The organism is Paenibacillus sp. FSL K6-3182, assembly GCF_037976325.1.
In the GTDB taxonomy this organism is placed as follows: domain Bacteria; phylum Bacillota; class Bacilli; order Paenibacillales; family Paenibacillaceae; genus Pristimantibacillus.
Genome location: NZ_CP150265.1, coordinates 3,151,562 through 3,171,752, shown reverse-complemented (window position 1 = coordinate 3,171,752; position 20,191 = coordinate 3,151,562). Strand labels below are relative to the sequence as shown.

Annotated in this window: 18 protein-coding genes; 7 read left to right on the top strand and 11 right to left on the bottom strand. The window is 45.4% G+C overall.

Annotation, left to right across the window (positions count from 1 at the left end):
- Window positions 1–74: 74 nt before the first annotated feature.
- The 4 genes from MHH56_RS13630 to MHH56_RS13615 all read right to left on the bottom strand — a co-directional run bounded on the left by MHH56_RS13630 (window position 75) and on the right by MHH56_RS13615 (window position 3,225).
- Window positions 75–716 (bottom strand): hypothetical protein, encoded by a 642-nt coding sequence (locus MHH56_RS13630; protein ID WP_339208797.1) that lies wholly within the window; start codon window positions 714–716, stop codon window positions 75–77.
- A gap of 137 nt (window positions 717–853) precedes the next feature.
- Window positions 854–1,288: a CoA-binding protein gene (locus MHH56_RS13625; RefSeq protein ID WP_339208795.1), complete on the bottom strand. Its 435-nt coding sequence runs from the start codon at window positions 1,286–1,288 to the stop codon at window positions 854–856.
- A 54-nt stretch (window positions 1,289–1,342) separates the two neighbouring features.
- The gene (gene aroA / locus MHH56_RS13620) at window positions 1,343–2,638 is read right to left on the bottom strand and encodes a 3-phosphoshikimate 1-carboxyvinyltransferase (RefSeq protein ID WP_339208794.1); all 1,296 of its coding nucleotides are present in this window, start codon (window positions 2,636–2,638) and stop codon (window positions 1,343–1,345) included.
- 77 nt (window positions 2,639–2,715) lie between these two features.
- Window positions 2,716–3,225, bottom strand: a complete 510-nt coding sequence (locus MHH56_RS13615; RefSeq protein ID WP_339208792.1) for a shikimate kinase — start codon at window positions 3,223–3,225, stop codon at window positions 2,716–2,718.
- Between the two features lie 160 nt (window positions 3,226–3,385).
- On the opposite strand from MHH56_RS13615, the gene MHH56_RS13610 reads away from it, so the two are divergent.
- Complete coding sequence (locus MHH56_RS13610) at window positions 3,386–3,709, top strand: hypothetical protein (protein WP_339208790.1); 324 nt, start codon at window positions 3,386–3,388, stop codon at window positions 3,707–3,709.
- Window positions 3,710–3,721: 12 nt separating this feature from the next.
- Here MHH56_RS13610 and gndA read toward each other — a convergent pair whose 3' ends face one another.
- From gndA to MHH56_RS13580, 6 genes are all read right to left on the bottom strand, one after another.
- Window positions 3,722–5,134: an NADP-dependent phosphogluconate dehydrogenase gene (gene gndA / locus MHH56_RS13605; RefSeq protein WP_339208789.1), complete on the bottom strand. Its 1,413-nt coding sequence runs from the start codon at window positions 5,132–5,134 to the stop codon at window positions 3,722–3,724.
- 284 nt (window positions 5,135–5,418) lie between these two features.
- Complete coding sequence (locus tag MHH56_RS13600; RefSeq protein ID WP_076268222.1) at window positions 5,419–6,015, bottom strand: hypothetical protein; 597 nt, start codon at window positions 6,013–6,015, stop codon at window positions 5,419–5,421.
- 244 nt (window positions 6,016–6,259) lie between these two features.
- Complete coding sequence (locus MHH56_RS13595) at window positions 6,260–7,963, bottom strand: proline--tRNA ligase (protein WP_339208787.1); 1,704 nt, start codon at window positions 7,961–7,963, stop codon at window positions 6,260–6,262.
- A gap of 364 nt (window positions 7,964–8,327) precedes the next feature.
- Entirely contained in the window at window positions 8,328–9,482 is a 1,155-nt protein-coding gene (locus tag MHH56_RS13590) for an ABC transporter permease (RefSeq protein WP_339208786.1), read from the bottom strand.
- Window positions 9,475–10,638: an ABC transporter permease gene (locus MHH56_RS13585; protein WP_339208785.1), complete on the bottom strand. Its 1,164-nt coding sequence runs from the start codon at window positions 10,636–10,638 to the stop codon at window positions 9,475–9,477. Before MHH56_RS13585 ends, MHH56_RS13590 begins: the two co-directional genes overlap by 8 nt.
- A 12-nt stretch (window positions 10,639–10,650) precedes the next feature.
- Window positions 10,651–11,595 carry an ABC transporter ATP-binding protein gene (locus MHH56_RS13580; RefSeq protein WP_339208784.1) on the bottom strand — a complete coding sequence of 315 codons (945 nt, stop codon included), beginning with the start codon at window positions 11,593–11,595 and terminating at the stop codon, window positions 10,651–10,653.
- Between the two features lie 220 nt (window positions 11,596–11,815).
- Here MHH56_RS13580 and MHH56_RS13575 point away from each other — a divergent pair, with 220 nt between their 5' ends.
- Genes MHH56_RS13575 through MHH56_RS13565 form a run of 3 tightly spaced genes read left to right on the top strand, consistent with a single transcriptional unit; the run spans window position 11,816 to window position 14,303 of the window.
- Entirely contained in the window at window positions 11,816–12,946 is a 1,131-nt protein-coding gene (locus tag MHH56_RS13575; RefSeq protein ID WP_339208783.1) for a sensor histidine kinase, read from the top strand.
- Between the two features lie 41 nt (window positions 12,947–12,987).
- On the top strand, window positions 12,988–13,629 hold the full coding sequence (locus tag MHH56_RS13570) for a response regulator transcription factor (protein ID WP_339208782.1): 642 nt from the start codon (window positions 12,988–12,990) through the stop codon (window positions 13,627–13,629).
- Between the two features lie 26 nt (window positions 13,630–13,655).
- Entirely contained in the window at window positions 13,656–14,303 is a 648-nt protein-coding gene (locus MHH56_RS13565) for a DUF1054 domain-containing protein (protein ID WP_339208781.1), read from the top strand.
- An 80-nt stretch (window positions 14,304–14,383) separates the two neighbouring features.
- Here the strand turns inward: MHH56_RS13565 and MHH56_RS13560 are convergent, their stop codons facing one another.
- Window positions 14,384–17,413 (bottom strand): efflux RND transporter permease subunit, encoded by a 3,030-nt coding sequence (locus MHH56_RS13560; RefSeq protein WP_339208780.1) that lies wholly within the window; start codon window positions 17,411–17,413, stop codon window positions 14,384–14,386.
- Window positions 17,414–17,667: 254 nt separating this feature from the next.
- Here MHH56_RS13560 and MHH56_RS13555 point away from each other — a divergent pair, with 254 nt between their 5' ends.
- Genes MHH56_RS13555 through MHH56_RS13545 form a run of 3 tightly spaced genes read left to right on the top strand, consistent with a single transcriptional unit; the run spans window position 17,668 to window position 20,163 of the window.
- Window positions 17,668–18,429 (top strand): ABC transporter ATP-binding protein, encoded by a 762-nt coding sequence (locus tag MHH56_RS13555; protein ID WP_339208779.1) that lies wholly within the window; start codon window positions 17,668–17,670, stop codon window positions 18,427–18,429.
- Window positions 18,426–19,445 carry an ABC transporter permease gene (locus tag MHH56_RS13550; protein WP_339208778.1) on the top strand — a complete coding sequence of 340 codons (1,020 nt, stop codon included), beginning with the start codon at window positions 18,426–18,428 and terminating at the stop codon, window positions 19,443–19,445. The genes MHH56_RS13555 and MHH56_RS13550 overlap by 4 nt, the downstream gene beginning before the upstream one ends.
- 55 nt (window positions 19,446–19,500) lie before the next feature.
- Window positions 19,501–20,163 carry a TetR/AcrR family transcriptional regulator gene (locus MHH56_RS13545; RefSeq protein WP_339208777.1) on the top strand — a complete coding sequence of 221 codons (663 nt, stop codon included), beginning with the start codon at window positions 19,501–19,503 and terminating at the stop codon, window positions 20,161–20,163.
- Window positions 20,164–20,191: the final 28 nt, after the last annotated feature.

The following is a 20,191-nucleotide window of genomic DNA, read 5'->3' as shown; positions in this document are numbered from 1 at the left end:
TGTCAAAGTAAAACGGCGAGCCTGTAAGGGCCCGCCGATGTTGATGATTCTTTTCTAATTGTATTAAAAAAGTGTTATCGATTACCGCCTGAATAAGGAGAAGAATTGACTGCACTCGTCGACTGCCAGCCTACATGAGAAATGACAGGCCCTGCATTTTGATAAGCATTCGTTGCTTCATATACAGGGTGAAGCGACGTGTTTGAGTGCGTTTGTGTCATACCGCCATATCCATTTTGGAATTGCGATTGGCCGTAACCTCCATAATTGGATGCTGCATGCTGAGCATACTGCGCCCCATTATTCGAGGATGGCTGGTAGTAGGAATGTTGTTGGTTATGCTCAGAACCAGCTTGATAACCTACATGTGCGATAACCGGACCTACGTTGCCAAACGCCGTTGCTGGCGATTGCGCGTAGCTGTGAACCGGTTGATGCGACATGAATGAATTGTTCGTTCCCACCGGATGCGTCATATTCGAATAGTTATTAGGAGCATAATGTTGTGTTTGTGCTCCTTGGCTATAAGCATTAGACGATTGGTAACCGCCTGGCGAGTTAGCAACAATTGAGTGCGTTTCTCTGCCAAAAGTCGGTTGGCTTAGCTGCCCTTGATAATGCGATTGCACATGGCCAGATGGCTCAAAATGTGCATTTTGGTTAAGGTAGCTCTGTTGGCCTTGGTAATTACCCGGTTGTTGCGAAAACTGATTCACGTCGTGTCCTCCTTGAATTACAATCGTATTGTCTTCAAGTGAATGCCGCTTGTTTCGCTTTCTACATGCGAAAAACAAGTACGCAATCGCTCTTGAAGCTTTCTTATTGTGTAGGAGTGACCTGTTTTTTATAACTGTTATCTTTTGGGTTTCCCGTTCGGAAGCAAGATGGAATCCTCCACCTTGATACAACGATCCATTATAACCTCTAGACCGCCTGCTGCAGCAATCGAAGCCGCTTCCTCGTTTGCAATGCCAAGCTGCAGCCAGAAGGTTTTTGCGCCGATGGCAACCGCCTCTTCAGCTACAGGCGGCGTATGCTCGCTTCTGCGAAAAACATTTACGATATCTACTGGCACGGGAATATCTTTTAGAGAGGCATAACTTTTTTGTCCCAAGATTGAATCGGCGTTAGGATTAACAGGAATAATCGTATAGCCCTTCGCTTGCATCGCTTCAGATACCATATAGGATACGCGCTCTGGATTGTCTGACAAGCCTACAACAGCTACCGTCGTGCTATTCTCCAAAATACCCTTAATATGCTCGCGAGTTGGATTCTCAAATGCCATGATCATACCTCGATTCATTATTTTGTGAACAAGCTTCTAAACGTCAACTAATAATTAACCTTCAATCCATTCAACCTTAGCGCCTAAAGCTTGCAAATGATCGAAGAATATCGGATAGGACTTCGCTACATGATGTGCATCACGAATTCGAATAGGCTGTTTCGCACGCAATCCAACGACCGATAATGCCATGATGACACGATGGTCGTAATGCGCATTGATTTCGACACCGCCCTCTACACCTTCAGGACGTCCATGCACGATAATCTCAGCTTGGCGTTCTTCGACATTGGCTCCAGCTTTTCTTAATTCATTCAAATAATCGGTAATGCGGTCACACTCTTTGTAGCGCAAATTTTCTACATTATAAAATCTAGATGTGCCTTCAGCAAAAACAGCCGCTGCAACCATTGCAAGTACAGCATCCGTTGCATGATCGCCATCGAACTCGACTGCTTTGAGCTTGCCATTGCCCTTCACGTGGACAATGCCATTCTCATGCGTAAGCGGAACTTCCATCATTTTCAACACATCAACGACAGCGCGTTCGCCTTGCTTGCTCTTCTCTTCCAAACGGTGTACGATGACATCCGATTCCGTTACAGCCGCAGCTGCTAGAATGGCTGCAGACCCCGGGTAGTCGCCTTGCACAGAATAAGTTTTTGCTTCATAGCTTTGACCGCCTGGGATGCGGAACCTCATATAGTCCTCATCTGCATGGATAACAATACCCGCTTGCTCCAATACTTCTAGTGTCTGGCCAACTACTACTTTTGACTTCAAATCATGCAGCACTTCAATTTCACTGTCCTCTTCGAGAAGAGGCGTCAAAAACAGCAGCGCACTCAAAAATTGCGAGCTTATGTTGCCTGAAACTTGAATTTTGCCGCCCTTTGGAGCGCCGCCTTGAATTCGAATAGGCAGCTTGCCTTCATTATGCTCAATAGAAACGCCCATCGCTGTCAAAGATTCAATGAGGTCGCTATGAGGTCGTTTACCTAGAGAATCTGGATAACGATTAATAAAGGTTACGTCTGGGCAAAGTGCCGCGATGGCCATCAAAAACCGCAAAACCGCACCTGCGTTACCTACATCCAGCTGCTCAACTGGCTTAGGATTGCGGCCAAAACCGGTAATAACGATTTTCTCCTCGTCTTCCTCAACCGTTGCTCCCAAATCCCGAATGCAGCGGCGCATTGCATCGCTGTCTTCACTGTGGGCTGGGAAATAAATCGTACTCGTTCCTTCAGCTAGAGCGGCTACCAGAAGGTAGCGAGTGGTATAATTTTTTGAAGAAAGCGCTTGAAGTTCACCTTCAAGTCTTGGCGTTGGTGTCACTAAAACGTCCATAGTTCGTATGATCTCCCTTTACAATAATATATACACATCTACAGCTGATCGGCTGATTGAGGTGATGATGATCTCAGTTATTTATGAAGCGACCATTGCTCGAGTATTGCAGCAACAACTTCTTCCACACTCATATTTGTCGTATCGATCGTAAAATGAGCAAAATCGTAAGCATGCTCACGCTGTTTAAGCAGCAGATTAACTCGCTCCTCTGCATCGCCTTGAAGCAAAGGCCGCTCTGTGTCCGTCTTTACCCGAGCGATGATTTGATCTGGGCTCGCCTTTAAAGCGACGACAAAACCGTTTTTAAGCATTAGCTCACGATTAATGGGACTTAGCACTGCGCCGCCGCCTGTTGCAACCACACAGGTATCCTCGCGCTCCAAAATCGTTCCCAGCACTTTGGTTTCAATGATCCGGAATCCTGCTTCGCCATCCGATGCAAAAATATCAGAAACCCGCTTGTTTTCCAGCTTTTCGATTTCTTCATCGCCGTCGATGCGCGTGCAGCCCACCTTCTCGGAAAGCAGCTTGCTGACGGTTGATTTGCCGGTTCCCATAAACCCGATAAGCACTAATTTACTCAATTGTTGCCTTCCCATCGTAACCGTTTCACCCTTTTCGTTCTTGTTAAACCAATTTTTCTACAATATCATATCATTTTTTTGTAATACTAGGGTATAAAAAAGTTATATATGCCGTATGGATGATAAAGATGTTTATTCGAGAATAGGAGTGACATTAGCGATGAACAGTGAACTTCAGTTGCCTGATCAGAGTCCAACTCAAAAACGCTTCAATCGTATTCTCGATCCTGACCATCCCCTTTGCCGGGAGGATGTGGTCTGGATGCTTGAATTTATTAAAAAAAAGGTGGCTGACGAAGATCCAGCCTTAAAGGATCTTACGCAGCCACGCTTATTGCAAAATTTTCATTTCTTTGCCGAAGCGGCCATGTCGCTCATCCATCGCAGACATTATTCCAATCAAGAGGCCGATCGGCTGCGCGACTGTTTGCGTCAAGCAGCTTATGGCTTAAATAAGGACAATCCTCGCGAGACGAGGAACTAATGGCTGATCTAATTAAGATTGCATCCAGTTAAAGTGGAAGCTTCCTTCTTTGTCTACACGTTTGAACGTGTGAGCACCGAAGTAGTCACGCTGCGCTTGAAGCAGGTTTGCAGGCAAACGCTCCGTACGGTAGCTGTCGAAGTAAGCAATTGCACTTGAGAATGCAGGAACCGGCACTCCGTTCGAAACTGCAGTGGAGATCACTTCACGCCAAGCCCCTTGGTACGACTCAACGATGTTTTGGAAATAAGAATCAAGCAAAAGGTTGCGCAGGTTAGGATCACGGTCGTAAGCGTCTTTGATATTTTGCAGGAAGCGAGCACGGATAATGCAGCCGCCGCGGAAGATCATAGCGATTTCGCCGTAGTTAAGATCCCAGTTAAATTCTTCAGAAGCTGCACGCATTTGAGCAAATCCTTGAGCGTACGAGCAAATTTTACTTGCGAACAATGCTTTGCGAACAGATTCGATAAATGCTGCTCTGTCACCTTGGAAAGGTGTTTTTGCAGGTCCGTTAAGTACTTTGCTTGCCGCAACGCGCTCTTCTTTCATAGCTGACAAGAAACGAGTAAATACGGATTCTGTAATGATTGAAAGCGGTACGCCAAGATCTAGCGAGCTTTGGCTTGTCCATTTTCCAGTACCTTTTTGACCAGCGGAATCCAAGATAACATCTACCATTGGCTTGCCTGTCTCAGGATCGTATTTGGAGAAGATATCTCTAGTAATTTCGATTAGATAGCTGTCAAGCTCGCCTTTATTCCACTCGGAGAAAATTTCGTGCAGCTCTTCAGCACTAACATCAAGTACGTTTTTAAGCAGATCATAAGCTTCGCAAATCAGCTGCATATCGCCGTATTCGATTCCGTTATGTACCATTTTCACATAATGACCGGCGCCATCTGGTCCGATATATGTGCAGCAAGCATCGTCTCCAACTTTAGCTGAAATAGCAGTAAGAATGGGTTCAACCAGCTCGTAAGCGGATTTTTGTCCACCCGGCATGATAGAAGGTCCTTTTAGTGCTCCCTCTTCGCCGCCAGAAACGCCAGTTCCGATAAAACGGAAGCCTTTAGCTTCAAGATCTTTGCTGCGACGAACAGTATCAGGGAAATAAGCGTTGCCGCCATCGATGATGATATCGCCTTCAGCCAAATGTGGAACAAGCGAATCAATCGTTGCGTCTGTTCCTGCACCTGCTTGTACCATAATCAAAATTTTGCGGGGAACTTCCAATGATTGAACAAATTCCTCGATTGTATAAGTAGGAACAAGATTTTTTCCAACTGCTTCTTTAACAAGATCATCAGTCTTCTCGCGGGAACGGTTGAACACCGATACCGTGAAGCCTCTGCTTTCAATGTTAAGGGCAAGGTTTTTACCCATTACGGCTAATCCAATTACACCAATTTGCTGTTTTGACATCTGGTTCTTCCATCCTTCATCATCTATTTTGGGTCACAATAGTTTCATTTTACTCTTTTTGCGGCAAGAAGAAAACTGTCTGCAAGGAAAAATGTCGCAATAGTCGCATCAATTATATTGAGAGAACTAAAAAGTTTATCTTATATATACCGAAAAGCTTAGACATTTTTATAATAAAAGGAGTCTTTTTTAATGGTAAATGAACAACATAAAAACGATCAAATGCTGTTAGAAGGCAGCTTTTGATCGTTTTTATGTTTTCAAATGGGGGCTAGCATCTATCATCAGAGTTCCAATTGCAACATTTCCGAGCGAAGAGTATTCAGCCGCTCTTTAGACTCAGTAACCGCTTCCTCATCCTTGCTCTCTAACGCGTCAAACAGCATCGATAGCTCATAATCCAGCTCATAACGCAGTACAACCGCTCTTTCCTCAGCACGCTTTGATTGAAATGCTCTAATCATTTCTTCTATTGTAACGAAAGGCTTCTTCTGATAAATAATCCGATGTTCCATACCGGACACCTCCACGAGTCGTATAATCTCACCGAACATAATACTCTCAATGACGATTTGACGATCTTTAATGCGCTTCACAATCGCATGTCCACGTGTGTCATTAATCAGCTTTTCAATTAATTCTGACAGCTTCTCATCTTTAATAATGTAGTCCCCGACAATTTTGTAACGGTTCTTCATTCGCTGGAACTGAAGCTTAACGAGCTTGCGGCCAGTTCGAATGGATACAAGAAACTGCCCCTCCGTCTCACTCCAGTACAAGGAGTACCCTTCCTGAATAAGATCGCGGATGAGATTTTGGATTTGCCGCCGGTCAAATCGCAGCTCCAAATTGCAATATTCGACTTCATGGCTTTTGTTCACGGCAATCCCTCCCTTACCTCAGAATAGTTGACGAAATGTTCTGATAATTTGTTCTTACTTTTATCTTATACTCCATCTTATGTTATGGCAACTTGGATTATTGACTAATTTTACGCTTATAGCCGACTTATCTCAAAAAAGGGCGCGAGCGTCTTCATATGAAGCGGTCTCGCACCCTTTTGATCATATATTCCATAGGCCTTCATGGATTTTTCAAACCCATTTCATGCATATGTTTTCAACTTTAGCTACGCAAAGCAAAAGCGATAGCTTCTTCTAATTCTAGCTTTTGCGCTTCTAATTCGTTCCTTTGCTTAAGCTCTACGATTCCATCAGCAGCATGTTTCCCCACTACAATGCGCAGTGGTATGCCGATAAGATCGGAGTCCTTGAATTTGACGCCTGGGCGCTCGTCACGATCATCGAGCAGCGTATCTACCCCAGCCTCAAGCAATCTTGCTGTAATATGTGCAGCCAAATCCATTTGGACCTGATCCTTCGCTGATACAGGTACCACATGAACTTGGTAAGGTGCGATCGATTTAGGCCAAATGATGCCATTGCTATCGGAGTGCTGTTCAAGTACTGCGGAGAGCAAACGTGAAACTCCGATACCATAACAGCCCATTATTAACGGCTGTTCTGAGCCCGACGCATTTAAAAACTTAGCATTTAGCGCTTCACTGTATTTCGTTCCCAGCTTAAACACATGGCCAACCTCAATGCCGCGGTAAAATACCAAGCTGCCTGTCTCGCATCGCGGGCACCCGTCGCCTATTGCTGCATTTCGATAATCACCTGCCTGCACATCCTTCAAATGAATGCTTGGGATAACATTTCCGATATGATAATCCTGCTCATTCGCTCCTGCAATTCCTGATTTCATCGCAAGAACCGCATGGTCAGCATAAACGGGAATTTGCAAGCCGATCGGCCCAGCAAAGCCGGTAGGTGCGCCAGTTACCCGCTCTGTCGTAGCTTGATCCGCAAGCTCCAGATGTGCTACAGCAAGCGCATTTTTCACTTTTATTTCATTTACCTCATGGTCTCCCCGAACAACAACAGCAACCGGAGCACCGTCTGCAACATAAATCAGTGTTTTCATAAAAGCATCTGCCCCTTGGCCAAAAGCCTCCACAAGCTGGTCAATCTTCTTGATATCCGGTGTATGATGACGCACTAACGCAGCATCATTATTCTGCACTGTATCCGTTGGTTGTTCCGACAGCTTGTATTCAGCTTTTTCCAAATTCGCCGCATAGTCGCATGAATTGCACACAGCAATCGTGTCTTCACCAATATCAGCGAGTGCCATAAATTCATGTGTTCCGCCTTCTCCGCCAATTGAACCTGCATCAGCTTCAACCGGACGGTAATTTAGACCACAGCGTGTGAAGATGCGATTATAAGCCTCGTACATGCTCGTATAGCTGCGATGAAGCCCATCCCAATCCTCATCAAAGGAATAAGCATCTTTCATTAAAAACTCTCTGCCGCGGAGCAAGCCATAGCGCGGACGCTTCTCGTCGCGGAATTTAGTTTGAATCTGATACAATGTCATTGGCAGCTGTCGATAAGAGCTTACCTCGCTGCGCACCAGAGCTGTAATCACTTCTTCATGCGTTGGTCCAAGCGTAAACTCGCGATCATGGCGATCTCGCAGCCGCATAAGCTCAGGTCCGTACACCTCATATCGACCCGATTGCTGCCACAGCTCTGCCGGCTGCATAGAGGGCATTAATACCTCTTGAGCTCCGGCTTGATCCATTTCTTCTCTTACGATTTGCTCGAGTTTTCTGAGCACGCGCCTGCCAAGCGGCAAATACGTATAAATACCTGCGGCAAGCTGTCTAATAAGACCTGCACGCAGCATTAATTGATGGCTGGCTGCTTCCGCTTCTGACGGCGCCTCGCGCAAGGTAGGCATTAAAAGCTTACTTTGTCTCATGATAGATAACCCTCCGATGATTAGATTTAAGCCATAAAAACAAAAAAACGCATTCGTAAGGGACGAATGCGTTCGTGGTACCACCCTCAAATAGCCGCCAAATGATCTGGACGACTCTCAATAGATAACGGAATGAATATTCCGGCAGCGGAAGAAGCATAAGCTTCCCGCTGCAGCTCGCAAGATAGGGATTAATCAATCGTTCATAGAAGCCTTCCAGCCTTCGGGCTTCCTCTCTGATAGAAACGTTTGCTGATTAACATAGTCTTGGTCGACGCTGTTGCGATGTCATTAACTTTTGACAAATTTACAATACAACGATGATGAAGTCAAGCCAATTTTCAAGTGATTGCTGCTTAGCATTTTAGCTTATGCGATTTGGTCTGAGCACGGCCGAACCAAAGGCAATCAGCACAGCAGCGAATAAAAGCAGGATAAGAAGCGGAAGCAAGACGTCACTAAAGCTGCCCCCGCCGCCTAGACGATCAATTGCTGTAAGCGCCCATTTTTGCGGAAAGAAATTAGCAAGCTTTTGCATAAAATCAGGTAGCATGGAAAGTGGAAAGAAACAACCGCTGATCATGCAGGACGGAGCGATGATAATGTTGTTGATTTGAGACAGCTGCGTGCTATTTCGCACCAGACCCGCTACTGCTGAAGCAAGGCCGACAATTGCAAGCAAGAAGAATTCCAATACGAGCAGCATCCATCCAAACGAGATACCAGGTGAATAGTCAAATACAAAATAAGTTAAGCCTAGAACAATGACAAGTTGAATCGTGCCCACAAGCATGCTGCCCAAAAAATTTCCAAAAGCAATATCAAGCGAGCGAAGCGGCGCTGTGTACATCCTTGCCATGGTGCGCTGCTCTCGATCTTCCATAATGAAACCGATAGACTGGCTGACAAGAAGCATAACAAACATAAGGATGAGACCGATCATCGTTGGATCGGATACAATTTTGCCAAGCTCCATTTCCGTATTTACAAGGACAGCTTTAGGTGAGGCTTGCGCTTCCAGCAAAGCGGTCAGCTTAGATAAATCCACAGGAGATTCAGGGTCAGTCCCTCTTATCAGAGCGGCAGAGGAAGACAACTTTTGAGCTTCTGTCTCAAGTGTAGCTGCAAGCGAAGCGTTCCAAAGCTGCGTATTCATTCGGTAAAGTTGAGCTGTTGACGAATCTCCCTCCATCATTTTTGCTGAGAAATCCGAAGGAATATAGATGGCAGCATCCGCTTTGCCCTCTAGGACTCGATCCTTTAATTGCTGTTCATTCATCGCCGGCTCCGAATGAATCTCATACAATGGCTCTTTCTGTAATGAGGATGCCAAATATTCGCCTAATATTCCTGAGTCAGCATTATTCACGATAATAATAGCCTTATCTCTATTCGTACTAGCGAACAACCCTGCCATAATTGATAAAATAATCGCTGGGACAAGAACATTCATAATCAATCCGCGACGGGAACCCATGGTGCGTCGTACCAGATGCGCAGCAATTTGCAAACTAGGCATGCTGTCTCACCACCTTTGGCAGTCTAATGACTGCGATTATTGTTATACCTAATGCGATCGCTCCAAGAACACCGATTCCATTCCAAACCGTTGCTGAAGCTTCACCGTTCATGATGGCGCGAAGTGCATCATTTGCCCAATAATTAAGCGTCCACTTATCGAGACCTCCTACTATCTTCTCAATGTCTGGAATCATTCCGCCGCTAATAAAGGTCATGCTAAATACAATGATGCTGAACAGCGTTTGTGTCGTTTTTTTGGATCGTACGAAGGATGAGATCGTAATAGCAAGTGCAGCCCCAGCAGCAGTCGTAAGAAGACAAGCCAGCGCAATAGCTCCAAAGTTATTTCCCCAATCAACGCCATATACAAATGCTGTAAATGCGATAATCACTGCCGCCTGCAGTGCTGCAAGCATGAGTCCTCCTAAAATAATGCCAAATACAATGGCTCTAAATGAGCCTGGAATTGCGTACATACGCTGCAAGGTTCCCGCTTCCCTTTGATTGAGCAGCGCGATCGTCGCCGTCATGCCGCCATAGAGCAAAAACATAATTAAGTAGGCCACAGAATAGTATTGCATCGCTGATTCTTTGCCAAAGGCTTGATTATCTCCTGAGCTCAAATTTTTCGTCTCAATGTGTGATTGTCCTGCTGGCGCTTGACTTTGAGCTGCACCCGCACTTAGCTCTGGTCCAAGGATTTGCAAAGCTGCGGCTTGCAAATTTACAGCAGCCATATATTTATTGATAAAAGCAGAAGCAGCAATATTTTTTTCTTCATAGCGCCCTTCAAACGTTGACCAATTCGCCTTTTCCCCTGCGCTTAGCTCACTGGAGAAGTTTTTCGGAATCGATACGCCATAATCAGCAACACCCTCGCGTATCCAGTCCTTTACCTCCTTCTCTGACTTTGCCTCTAGAACCTTCACATATGGTTTTACTGCTTCATTGCTCCAGAAAGCATCGATGCTAGCTCGCATTTCCCCCTGATCCGCATTATATAGGGCAATTTTAGCCGGCTTTATTTCTGTGTCAAATGCGCTGCCAAGCAGCAAAATCAACAATAAGGGCAAACCGATTAAAATAATAAGAACGGAACGCATCCGTGTATATTTTATAAGCTCATAATAAGCAGCTGTCCACCATGCTGGCATCACCATCATCTCCTATTCGTCACGTAATGTGCGTCCGGTCATTTGCAAGAATAGAGATTCGAGATTCGGCTCTTCCCGCGTCAGCTTGCGAATATTAATATCATGCTTCTGAAGGATAAACAATAAATCCTGTAATATAGACAGAGATTCCTTCACCGTCACTTCAAGCGTCAAGCTATTATCTCGTTCTGCAAGCTGAAGCACGCCTGGATGCTCAGCCATCTCTGTCATTGCCGGCGCCGATTTTTTATCAATTTCAAAAATCAGCTTCTCTTCTTGGCCAACCTGACGTTTTAATTCATCCTTCGTCCCGCATGCAATAAGCTTGCCTTTATCAAGAATGCCGATTCTTGTGCAAATCGCTTCTACCTCTTCCATGTAATGGCTGGTGTAAATGACGGTAGAGCCTAACTTATTTAATTCCCTTACGGACTCCAAGATATGGTTCCGTGACTGAGGGTCGATTCCAACCGTTGGCTCATCCATAATGATCAGCTTTGGGCGGTGCATGATGGCGCAAGCAATGTTCAGTCTCCGCTTCATACCACCTGAGAATGTGCTTGGTTTATCCTTCGATTTGTCCAGCAACCCTACGAATTGCAGCGCCTCATCCACACGATCGCGAAGCAGCGAACCTCTGAGACCGTAAAGCTTTGCAAAAAAAGTAACATTTTCGCGAGCGGTCAACGTCTCATAGATAGCCAGCTCCTGCGGCACTAAACCAATCCGTTTCTTTACTTCAAGCGGATGCTTGCGAATTGAAAAACCTTCGACCAAAATATCTCCGCCGTTTGGCTTCAGCAAACCAGCCAACATATGAATCGTTGTACTTTTTCCCGCTCCATTTGGACCAAGTAAACCAAAAATTTCACCCTGATCAATATTGAAGCTAAGATGATTAACCGTTATCGTTGTGTCGTATTTTTTGACAACCTCGCGAAATGTAACTAGATTCATATTTATTCATCCTTTCAGTTCGTTTCTGATAAACCAATTGTACGTCATGAAAGGCAACGAAACAGGTCTAAAAAGTCATCTTATGAAGGTGACTAAAGTCATCTCTTTGTAAAATGACTTCTATCCGCATGAAGGTTGGATGAAAAGCGGTTTCAGTCTCGTTCGCTCATTAAACAATGTGCTATAATAAATCAAATTCAGCTGCAGGAGCTGCTCGGATATGAAGAAACAATTGAATCAAATTCGTTCCTTGTTAGTAGCGATTCCTTCTATTATTAGTATCGTTCATGTCGAAGCAGGTTTATATGCTCATTACACCGCCTCTGTACTCCTTGCTCTGCTCCTAACGAAAGCTGGCTCCATGTATCCTAAATATCGAATTTTATGGCTGGTACTGGAGTTAATCGCTTTTTCATGGTTTTCCTATTCATACGGCGGAGTACTGTTTCTATTGCTTTTCTCCACCCTTATTGCCTCATTTCAACAAAGGCCGACTCGCATGGTCAGCACAGCTTGGACCATCGCTGGCTTAGCTGCTTTATTGACAGGTATGTATGGCAGAGAACCCGAAATCATATTTGCTGTAGCGGTACTATGGATTACTATAGCAGCCGTCCTCTATGCTTCCAACGAGTTTGAGGACAAACATCATCAAATAGAAGATTTATACGGAGCACTTGCTGCCAGCCATGCAGAGCTTGACTCAGCCAGGCGCAGAATGCAGGATTACGCTTTGCAGGTTGAGTATCAAGCCCAGATCGAAGAGCGAAACCGCATCGCCAAAGATATTCATGATGATTTGGGGCACCGCCTCATTCGCGTCAAAATGATGTCCGAAGCGGCTTTGCATTTATTCGATGCAGATACCGCAAGAGCTCGCAGCACGGTTGAGCAAATGCGTGATCAGCTGCAGGACAGCATGGAGCTGATGCGCAGAACGGTACGAAGACTTGCATCAGATGCGGAAAAGGACGTTAGGCAATATGCCCTCGACCGTCTGGTTGAAGAATCCGCTTCTGCTCTAGGCATATTCGTAAGCTTCCATGTAACGGGTCATCCCAGACCGCTTTACCCCAGCATCGAGCTCATTTTATTCAAAAATGCCCAAGAAGCGATTACGAATGCTGTTCGGCATGGAAAAGCGACGTCGGTTTCGGTTACTTTAAATTTTTTAACTGCGTACGTAGCGCTGACTGTATCCAATAACGGCAGCTTGCCCGACGAGCCTATCGAAGCTGGACTTGGCATGAAGGGGATGCGAGAGCGGATTGCCTTAATTGGGGGCCAAATGGACTGGCAGAAGGCCGATCAGTTCTCAATAACGACAACACTTCCGCTGCTTGGCGGTTAACGACGATTCTGCTCTTTTTAGAAATGGAGAGATTTGAGCAAATGATTGAAGTGCTGATAGTGGATGATGATCCTTTTATTCGAGAGAGCATGAACGTTATTTTAGGATTGGATAACGAATTGCATGTCGCTGGCGTTTGTGCAAACGGTCTGGAGGCTGAACAATTTGCCCGCCAACATCCCGTCGATGTCGTGCTAATGGATATTCGAATGCCGCTCTGCGATGGTGTGGAAGGAACGAAGCTGCTTCGCGCACTTGATCCCCCACCTGCCGTGCTTATTTTGACGACATTTGATGATGACGAGTACATCGCGCAAGCCATCCGAAACGGAGCCAACGGCTATTTGCTCAAAAATGTACCGCCAAGCCGTATTATAAGCGGCATAAAGACTGTTCATGAGGGTTCTGTGCTGATCCATCCCGACATCGCCCGTAAATTGGCTGGGATGCTGGAGACGCCACGAGCCGATTCAACCAAATCAGTAATGATTTCAGGACTTACACAAGCTGAGGTACAAATTGTTCGTCTGATTGCGGACGGTCAATCCAATAAAGAAATTGCCGCTACCCTTTTCTTAAGCGAAGGTACAATTAAAAATTATATTACTGAAATACTTAATAAACTCGAGCTTCGAGACCGAACGCAAATCGCCATTTTTTATTTGAAATTATTGCACCAATAATTGTTTGATTGAAGGAGATTAATTTAATGACAACACAGACTACTTCTACCCAGCTTGTTGGCTTTACACAAGCCGATTTCGATGTTTTTGCGCTTCAAGGGCTTGAGGAGCGTATGGCTGCTATCCAAAATCAGATTCAGCCTAAATTCCGAGCGATCGGCGAGCAGCTCAGCGTCGATGCAGCTGTTCATGCCGGCAATGAAATGTACTTGCATGTTGCAAGGCATGCTCGTCGTAAAGTGAATCCGCCAAAGGATACTTGGCTCGCCATTTGCGCTAGCAAACGCGGCTACAAGGCACATCCGCATTTTCAGCTTGGATTGTTTGATGATCATCTATTTATGTGGTTTGCACTCATTTACGAGGTTCCTCATAAATCCAATATCGCAACGGCCTTTCTGAACCAAATTGATGAAGTTATTGCAAATGTACCTAAGGATTATGTGCTTTCACTTGATCATATGAAAAAAGAGTCCACCGCTGTCAGTACGATGTCAAAACAAGATTGGAACGATGCGCTCGTTCGTTTCCGTGATGTTCAGAAAGCTGAACTGCTTATCGGCCGTCATGTGCAAGCGAGCGATCCGATTCTCAAAGACGGCGATGCACTGCTTGAGCTTACTTCCTCCACTTATAAAACGCTTATGCCGTTATACCATATGGCTAATGTATAAGAATGGATTTAATATCTATTCAAAAAAGGCAGTACCTTTAGGTCCATTCTGACCTAAAAGTACTGCCTTTTGTCGTTTAATTACACTTGCTGTGATGCAGCCGCTTCCGCATGGGCGGAGGAAGCCAAATTGCGACGTTGCTTGCGTGAAGTACGGAAAAATAACAGCTCATAGACACAAGGAACGATAATTAGCGTGAGCAGCGTAGCCGCAACTAGCCCGCCAATAACGACGATCGCTAAACTTTGGGAGACGATGCTGCCCGATTCATGCGAACCGAATACGAGTGGCAGCATCGCGGACACTGTCGCCACCGCAGTCATTACGATTGGACGCATCCGTGTCGTAGCCGCTTCAATCAACGCTTCACGAATCGGCATCGTCAGCTCGTTTTGCTTCACACGATCAATTAATACGATAGCATTCGTGACGACAATTCCGATAAGCATCAGCGCTCCGAACATGGCTGTGAAATCCGGCGTTACGCCTGATACGAGCAAGCCTGTTACTGCACCGATTGCTGCAAGCGGCAAGGAGATCATAATCGCCAGCGGAGCACGAAGCGTCTTGAACGTCAATACCATGATCAGATAAACAATACCGATGGAGATAAGCGCTGTTAAGCCCAAATCTGCAAAGTCGCTCGATTGGTCAGCCGACGCTCCGCCTACTGCAAGGCTGACGCCATCAGGAAGCTTGAGATCCTTTGTTGCTTTTGATATTTCATCGCCGACGACCGATAGTTCTTTTGGTTCGGCGCTCGCTGTGACGCGGATATACGTTTTGCCTTCTTTATGATAGTACAAAGATGGCTCCTCAGTACGAACCAACTCCGCTACCTTCGACATCGGTGTTGGACCAGACTCTGTCATTACGGTTAATTTCTCTAGTTCTGCCTTTGAATCTGGGTTTACAACAGGCAGCATAATAACCGGAATTTCACTGCCTTCTTGCTGGATCGAACCTATCGGCAATGGATTAAGCATGCTTTGCAGCTGCATGGCTACCTCTTGGCCTTTGGCAAGGGTAGGATCAACATGGAAGGAATAAACCGACTTTTTCTCCTCTTGATTGCTCTCAACCTTGAGCACACCGTCGATAGGTTTAATCGCTGCGATCAACTGGTCTGCGGTTGTAGAGAGCTGCTCCAAGTTTTCACCAGAGACATCAATGTAAATTTGCGATGATCCGCCGCCCATAATTAGATCGGCCGCATCAACCGTCAAGGTTGCGTCCTTATAATTATCCTTCTGAGTCTTGATATTATCCATCAAGAGTTCTGCGTCAACGCCTTCCTTCAAATCTACCATATAAGTAATGAGCGTTGGCGAAGTCACCGAGCCATACTTAGCCGCATCTGCACTATTGCCAAGCATCATCATGACCCATTCAATATCTGGATTTGCAGTTAGATAGGATTCGAATTTCTTCCCTGCTTCGAGTATTTGATCCGCAGGTGTATCGCTCGGATATTGCAGTGCTACATTTAAATTCCCCGCGCTCGAGGAATCAAGCGCTCCTTTTGGCATGAACATATAAGCGCCGATCGATCCTGCAAACAGCAATACCGCAATGATTAACGGCACTAATTTATGAGCAAGATTCCAACGAATGAAGGAAGCGAATTTTGGAGAACCAGCATGCTCCTTCTCCTTTGTGCCGCGAAGCAATATTGCACTTAAAAGAGGTACAACCGTCAGCGCTACAAGTAGAGAAGCGAGCAATGAGTAAGCGACTGTCAGCGCGAATGGGAGAAGAAATGCTTGCAATGAACCGCGCAGAAGGCCCATTGGCAAAAATACTGCGACTGTAACGAGCGTTGACGAGGTAATGGCCGAAGCCACTTCCTTCGTTGCATCCGTAATTAGCTTAATAGAGAAGGACTCCTTCTGCAGCCTTCTATAAATATTTTCAATAACGACGATACTATCATCGACGAGCCTTCCAACCGCGACGGCTACGCCTCCAAGTGTAATAATGTTAAGTGACACACCAGAGAGCTGGAGCAGATACAGCGTTATGCCGAGCGACAACGGAATCGAAACAATCGTCACGAGCGTTGCTTTAAAGTTGCGCATGAACAATAAAATGACGATGGTTGCGAACAATGCGCCAAGCAAAACCTCTCGCAGCATACTATTAACAGAAGATACGACCGAATCAGATGTGCTCAAAATGATGGAAGCATCGATTCCTTCCACATCTGCATTTAAACGATCAATCGTTTCTTTGATTGCTTTGCCTACATTCACAGCATTCGCATCAGCAGATTTAGAGACCGTGAACATAATCGCATCTTTGCCGTTCATACGGCTTATGCTTTCTTGGTCTTTGGCGAGTTCAACCGCTGCAACATCCCCAAGCTTCACACCTGCTGCAACAGGAAGCTTGCGCAGTGTTTCCACATCAGATACTTGATCGTACACGTTAATATTGCCATCTGCGCCATCCAACGTGCGTTCCCCGAGTGAAACCGACGCTCCCCTGCCTTGAAGCACGCCCATTAACGCTTGTACCGAAATTCCTGCCTGTGCAAGCTTCTCCGTATCTGGTACGACATGAACCGATGGCGACGATTTGCCGCTAATGCTAACCTCGCCCGCACCCTCGGTCTTTTTAAGCTCCGCCGTTACTTCTTTCAGCTTTGCGTCTTTTTGCTGCTCAGATAATCCTTCATCAAAGGTCAACGTCACCCATGAGATTGGAATCATTGAAGTATTCAATTGCAAGACGAAAGGCTTCATTACATTTGCCGGAAGCTGTACCTGAGCGACCAATTGCTCGACTTCCGTCTTCGCTTCCTTCATATTCGTCTTCGAATTGAAATTCAAGCTGATTTGAGCATAACCATCACCTGATGTAGAGAACATATCCGTTTTTCCTTTAACGAGCGTTACAGCTTCTTCCAAAGGATTTGTGACCATCTGCTCCATCGTCTTCGCGTCATTCCCCGGCCCTATTGCCGTGACCATGACCTGTGGATTATCTGCAGCAGGCAGAAACTCCATCGGCAGCCTCAGATAGCTGATTACCCCCATCACTAAAGCCATAATGACGATCAGTATAATAGCCGCCTTATTTCGGAACGACCATTCCGTCAATTTACTCATTTGTTTCCGACTCCTTCTCCGATTACGGATTTCTTTTTTTGTCTTTTCTAATCATAGAGGGAAAGTATGATTACCAAAAACGTCCAGAGAAGGTAATTGGTTCACGGCTTTAGTCTTAATTCATCTACGACCAGAGACTGAGGAGGTGGACAGCCTGGAAGAAAAATGAGTAAGTACTCACTTTTATTTATGGCATTCTCTGTATATAATTGGGGGAGTGATTACTCATTTGAGAAAGTGGAGCGTGATCGAAGATGACTAACAGTCCAGCAATATTAGCTGAAACAACCTTCGCCGTAGAATTGCAAGACATTAACCGTTCATTTGGGGATCGTACCGTTCTTGATGGCATTACACTTTCTATTCCGCGAGGTGAACTATTTGGTTTATTAGGTCCTTCGGGCTCGGGGAAAACAACGTTGATCAAGGTCATGACTGGAATAGACAGGGCAAATGCCGGATCGGTCCGAATGCTTGGCGAGCCCATGCCGCAGTTGAAAATGCTGCAAGCCTTTGGGTATATGGCTCAATCAGACGCTTTGTATAGTGAATTGACTGGCAAGCAAAACTTAGCGTTTTTTGGGGCCATGTTTGGATTAAAGGGAGCCATACTGCAAGATCGAATTCAAACGGTCTCCAAGCTTGTTGCGCTAACCGATCATCTTCATAAGCAAACGGTTGCTTATTCTGGCGGCATGAAACGCCGGCTTTCGCTAGCAATTGCGCTATTGCATGAGCCTGAGCTTCTCGTACTCGATGAACCAACCGTTGGCATTGATCCTGTTTTACGCCAATCGATTTGGAAAGAGCTATCTGCACTGAGCAAACAAGGCGTGACCATTATTATAACAACCCATGTCATGGACGAGGCCGAGAAATGTGATCGGTTAGGGCTCATACGAAGCGGAAAACTTACAGCCATCGATACGCCTGAAGCACTGAAGCAGCAAGCAGGCTGCGCCACACTCGAAGAGGCGTTCATTGCGCTTGGTCAAAGCAAAGGAGCGGAACAATGAGAATACGTGCGCTCGCCATTCGAATTATTAATCAATTTTTGCGTGACAAACGAACGCTTGCCTTATTATTTCTTGCTCCCCTGCTCATCTTAACTTTAATGAAATTAGTTTTTGATGGGCAAGCTGTCTCTCCAGCAATCGGAATGGTTAATGTGCCTGCAGCTTTAACAGAAAAGTTTGAGCAGCTTGATGCTGAAATCACACTTTATGATGAAAGTGCTGCTGCTCAAGCTGCTTTACAAGACGGCAAGCTCGACGCGATATTGGAAGCGAGCGGCGGCATGCCTAAACTAACGCTTGAGGGCAGCGATCCCTCCATCAATAGAGCGGTAATATTGCTTATTCAAAGCGTGATGCAACAAGGCTTAGATAAATCCGCCCCAGCTATATCATACTTGCACGGCGGTCCTGACATGGCTCCATTCGACTCCTTTGGGCCTGTCTTAATAGGCTTCTTCTCGTTTTTCTTTGTTTTCTTACTTGCAGGTGTCTCCTTCCTGCGCGAGCGAACGAGCGGTACTTTGGAGCGCTTATTAGCAACGCCAATTAGGCGAAGCGAAATCGTAGTCGGTTATTTAGCCGGTTTCGGAATTTTCACCCTAATTCAAGCCTGCTTGATCGCCTGGTATTCCGTTCAAGTTCTTGGGATGTACATGGAGGGCAGCATTTTGTATATGCTGGTCATTAATTTATTACTATCATTAACAGCGTTAACACTCGGAACACTGTTGTCTTCTTTTGCAAGCAGTGAATTTCAGATTATACAGTTCATTCCTATTGTCATCGTGCCGCAAGCCTTCTTCTCAGGGTTGTTTAACCTTGATGCCATGAACCCCTGGCTGCAAAAGCTAAGTTACCTAATGCCTCTTTACTATGGTGCAGATGCTATGCAGGGAATAATGATACGCGGCGAGAGCTGGGGTGATTTTCAGGTAAATGTATATGTGTTGGCGGGATTTTCCTTATTGTTTGCAGTATTGAATGTGCTGGCTCTAAAGAAGCACCGCCGTATGTAGTAATAGAACAACTGGTATAATCAAAGGAATGGGTTAACGCGAAGGAGTGTCTTGCATGTCAGAACCGGTGGATCAATGGCTGCAGAAGCTATTGCAACTAGATAATGAAGAAGAAAAAATGACGGAAAAACAATTGAAAATCGTGCAGGCTGCCTCCGAAATATTTGCTGAGAAGGGCTTTGCCGCCTCTTCTACAAGTGAAATCGCTCAGCGAGCCGGTGTGGCAGAAGGAACTATTTTTCGTCATTATAAAACCAAAAAGGATTTGCTTTTCTCGATTGTTGCGCCTGTTATGGCAAAGTTAATCGCTCCTTTTGTACTTCGCGATTTCTATAAGGTTCTCGAGAGCCGCTTTGACACATTAGATCTTATGCTGCGCGCAATTATAGAAAATCGCATTGCATTTGTTGAGCGTCATGTTCAGGTGTTGAAAATTTTTGTTCAAGAGATTCCTTTTCATCCCGAACTGCTGGACCAATTCCAGAAGCTCATCCTCTCAAAAGTGATACAAAAATTCAGCATTAGTATTACGCAATTTCAGCAGCAAGGCGTAATCGTTAATTGGGCGCCCCTTACTGTCATTCGATTAATCGCCTCATCCTTAATCGGTTATGTCCTTAGCCGTACGTTCATCGGAAAAACAGATGGCATTCACTGGGATGATGATTTAGAGAAAGAGGCGACTATTACTTTTATTATAAAAGGGTTAGCCCCTTAAGCTCCAAAAGAAAACAAGCCGGTCACCC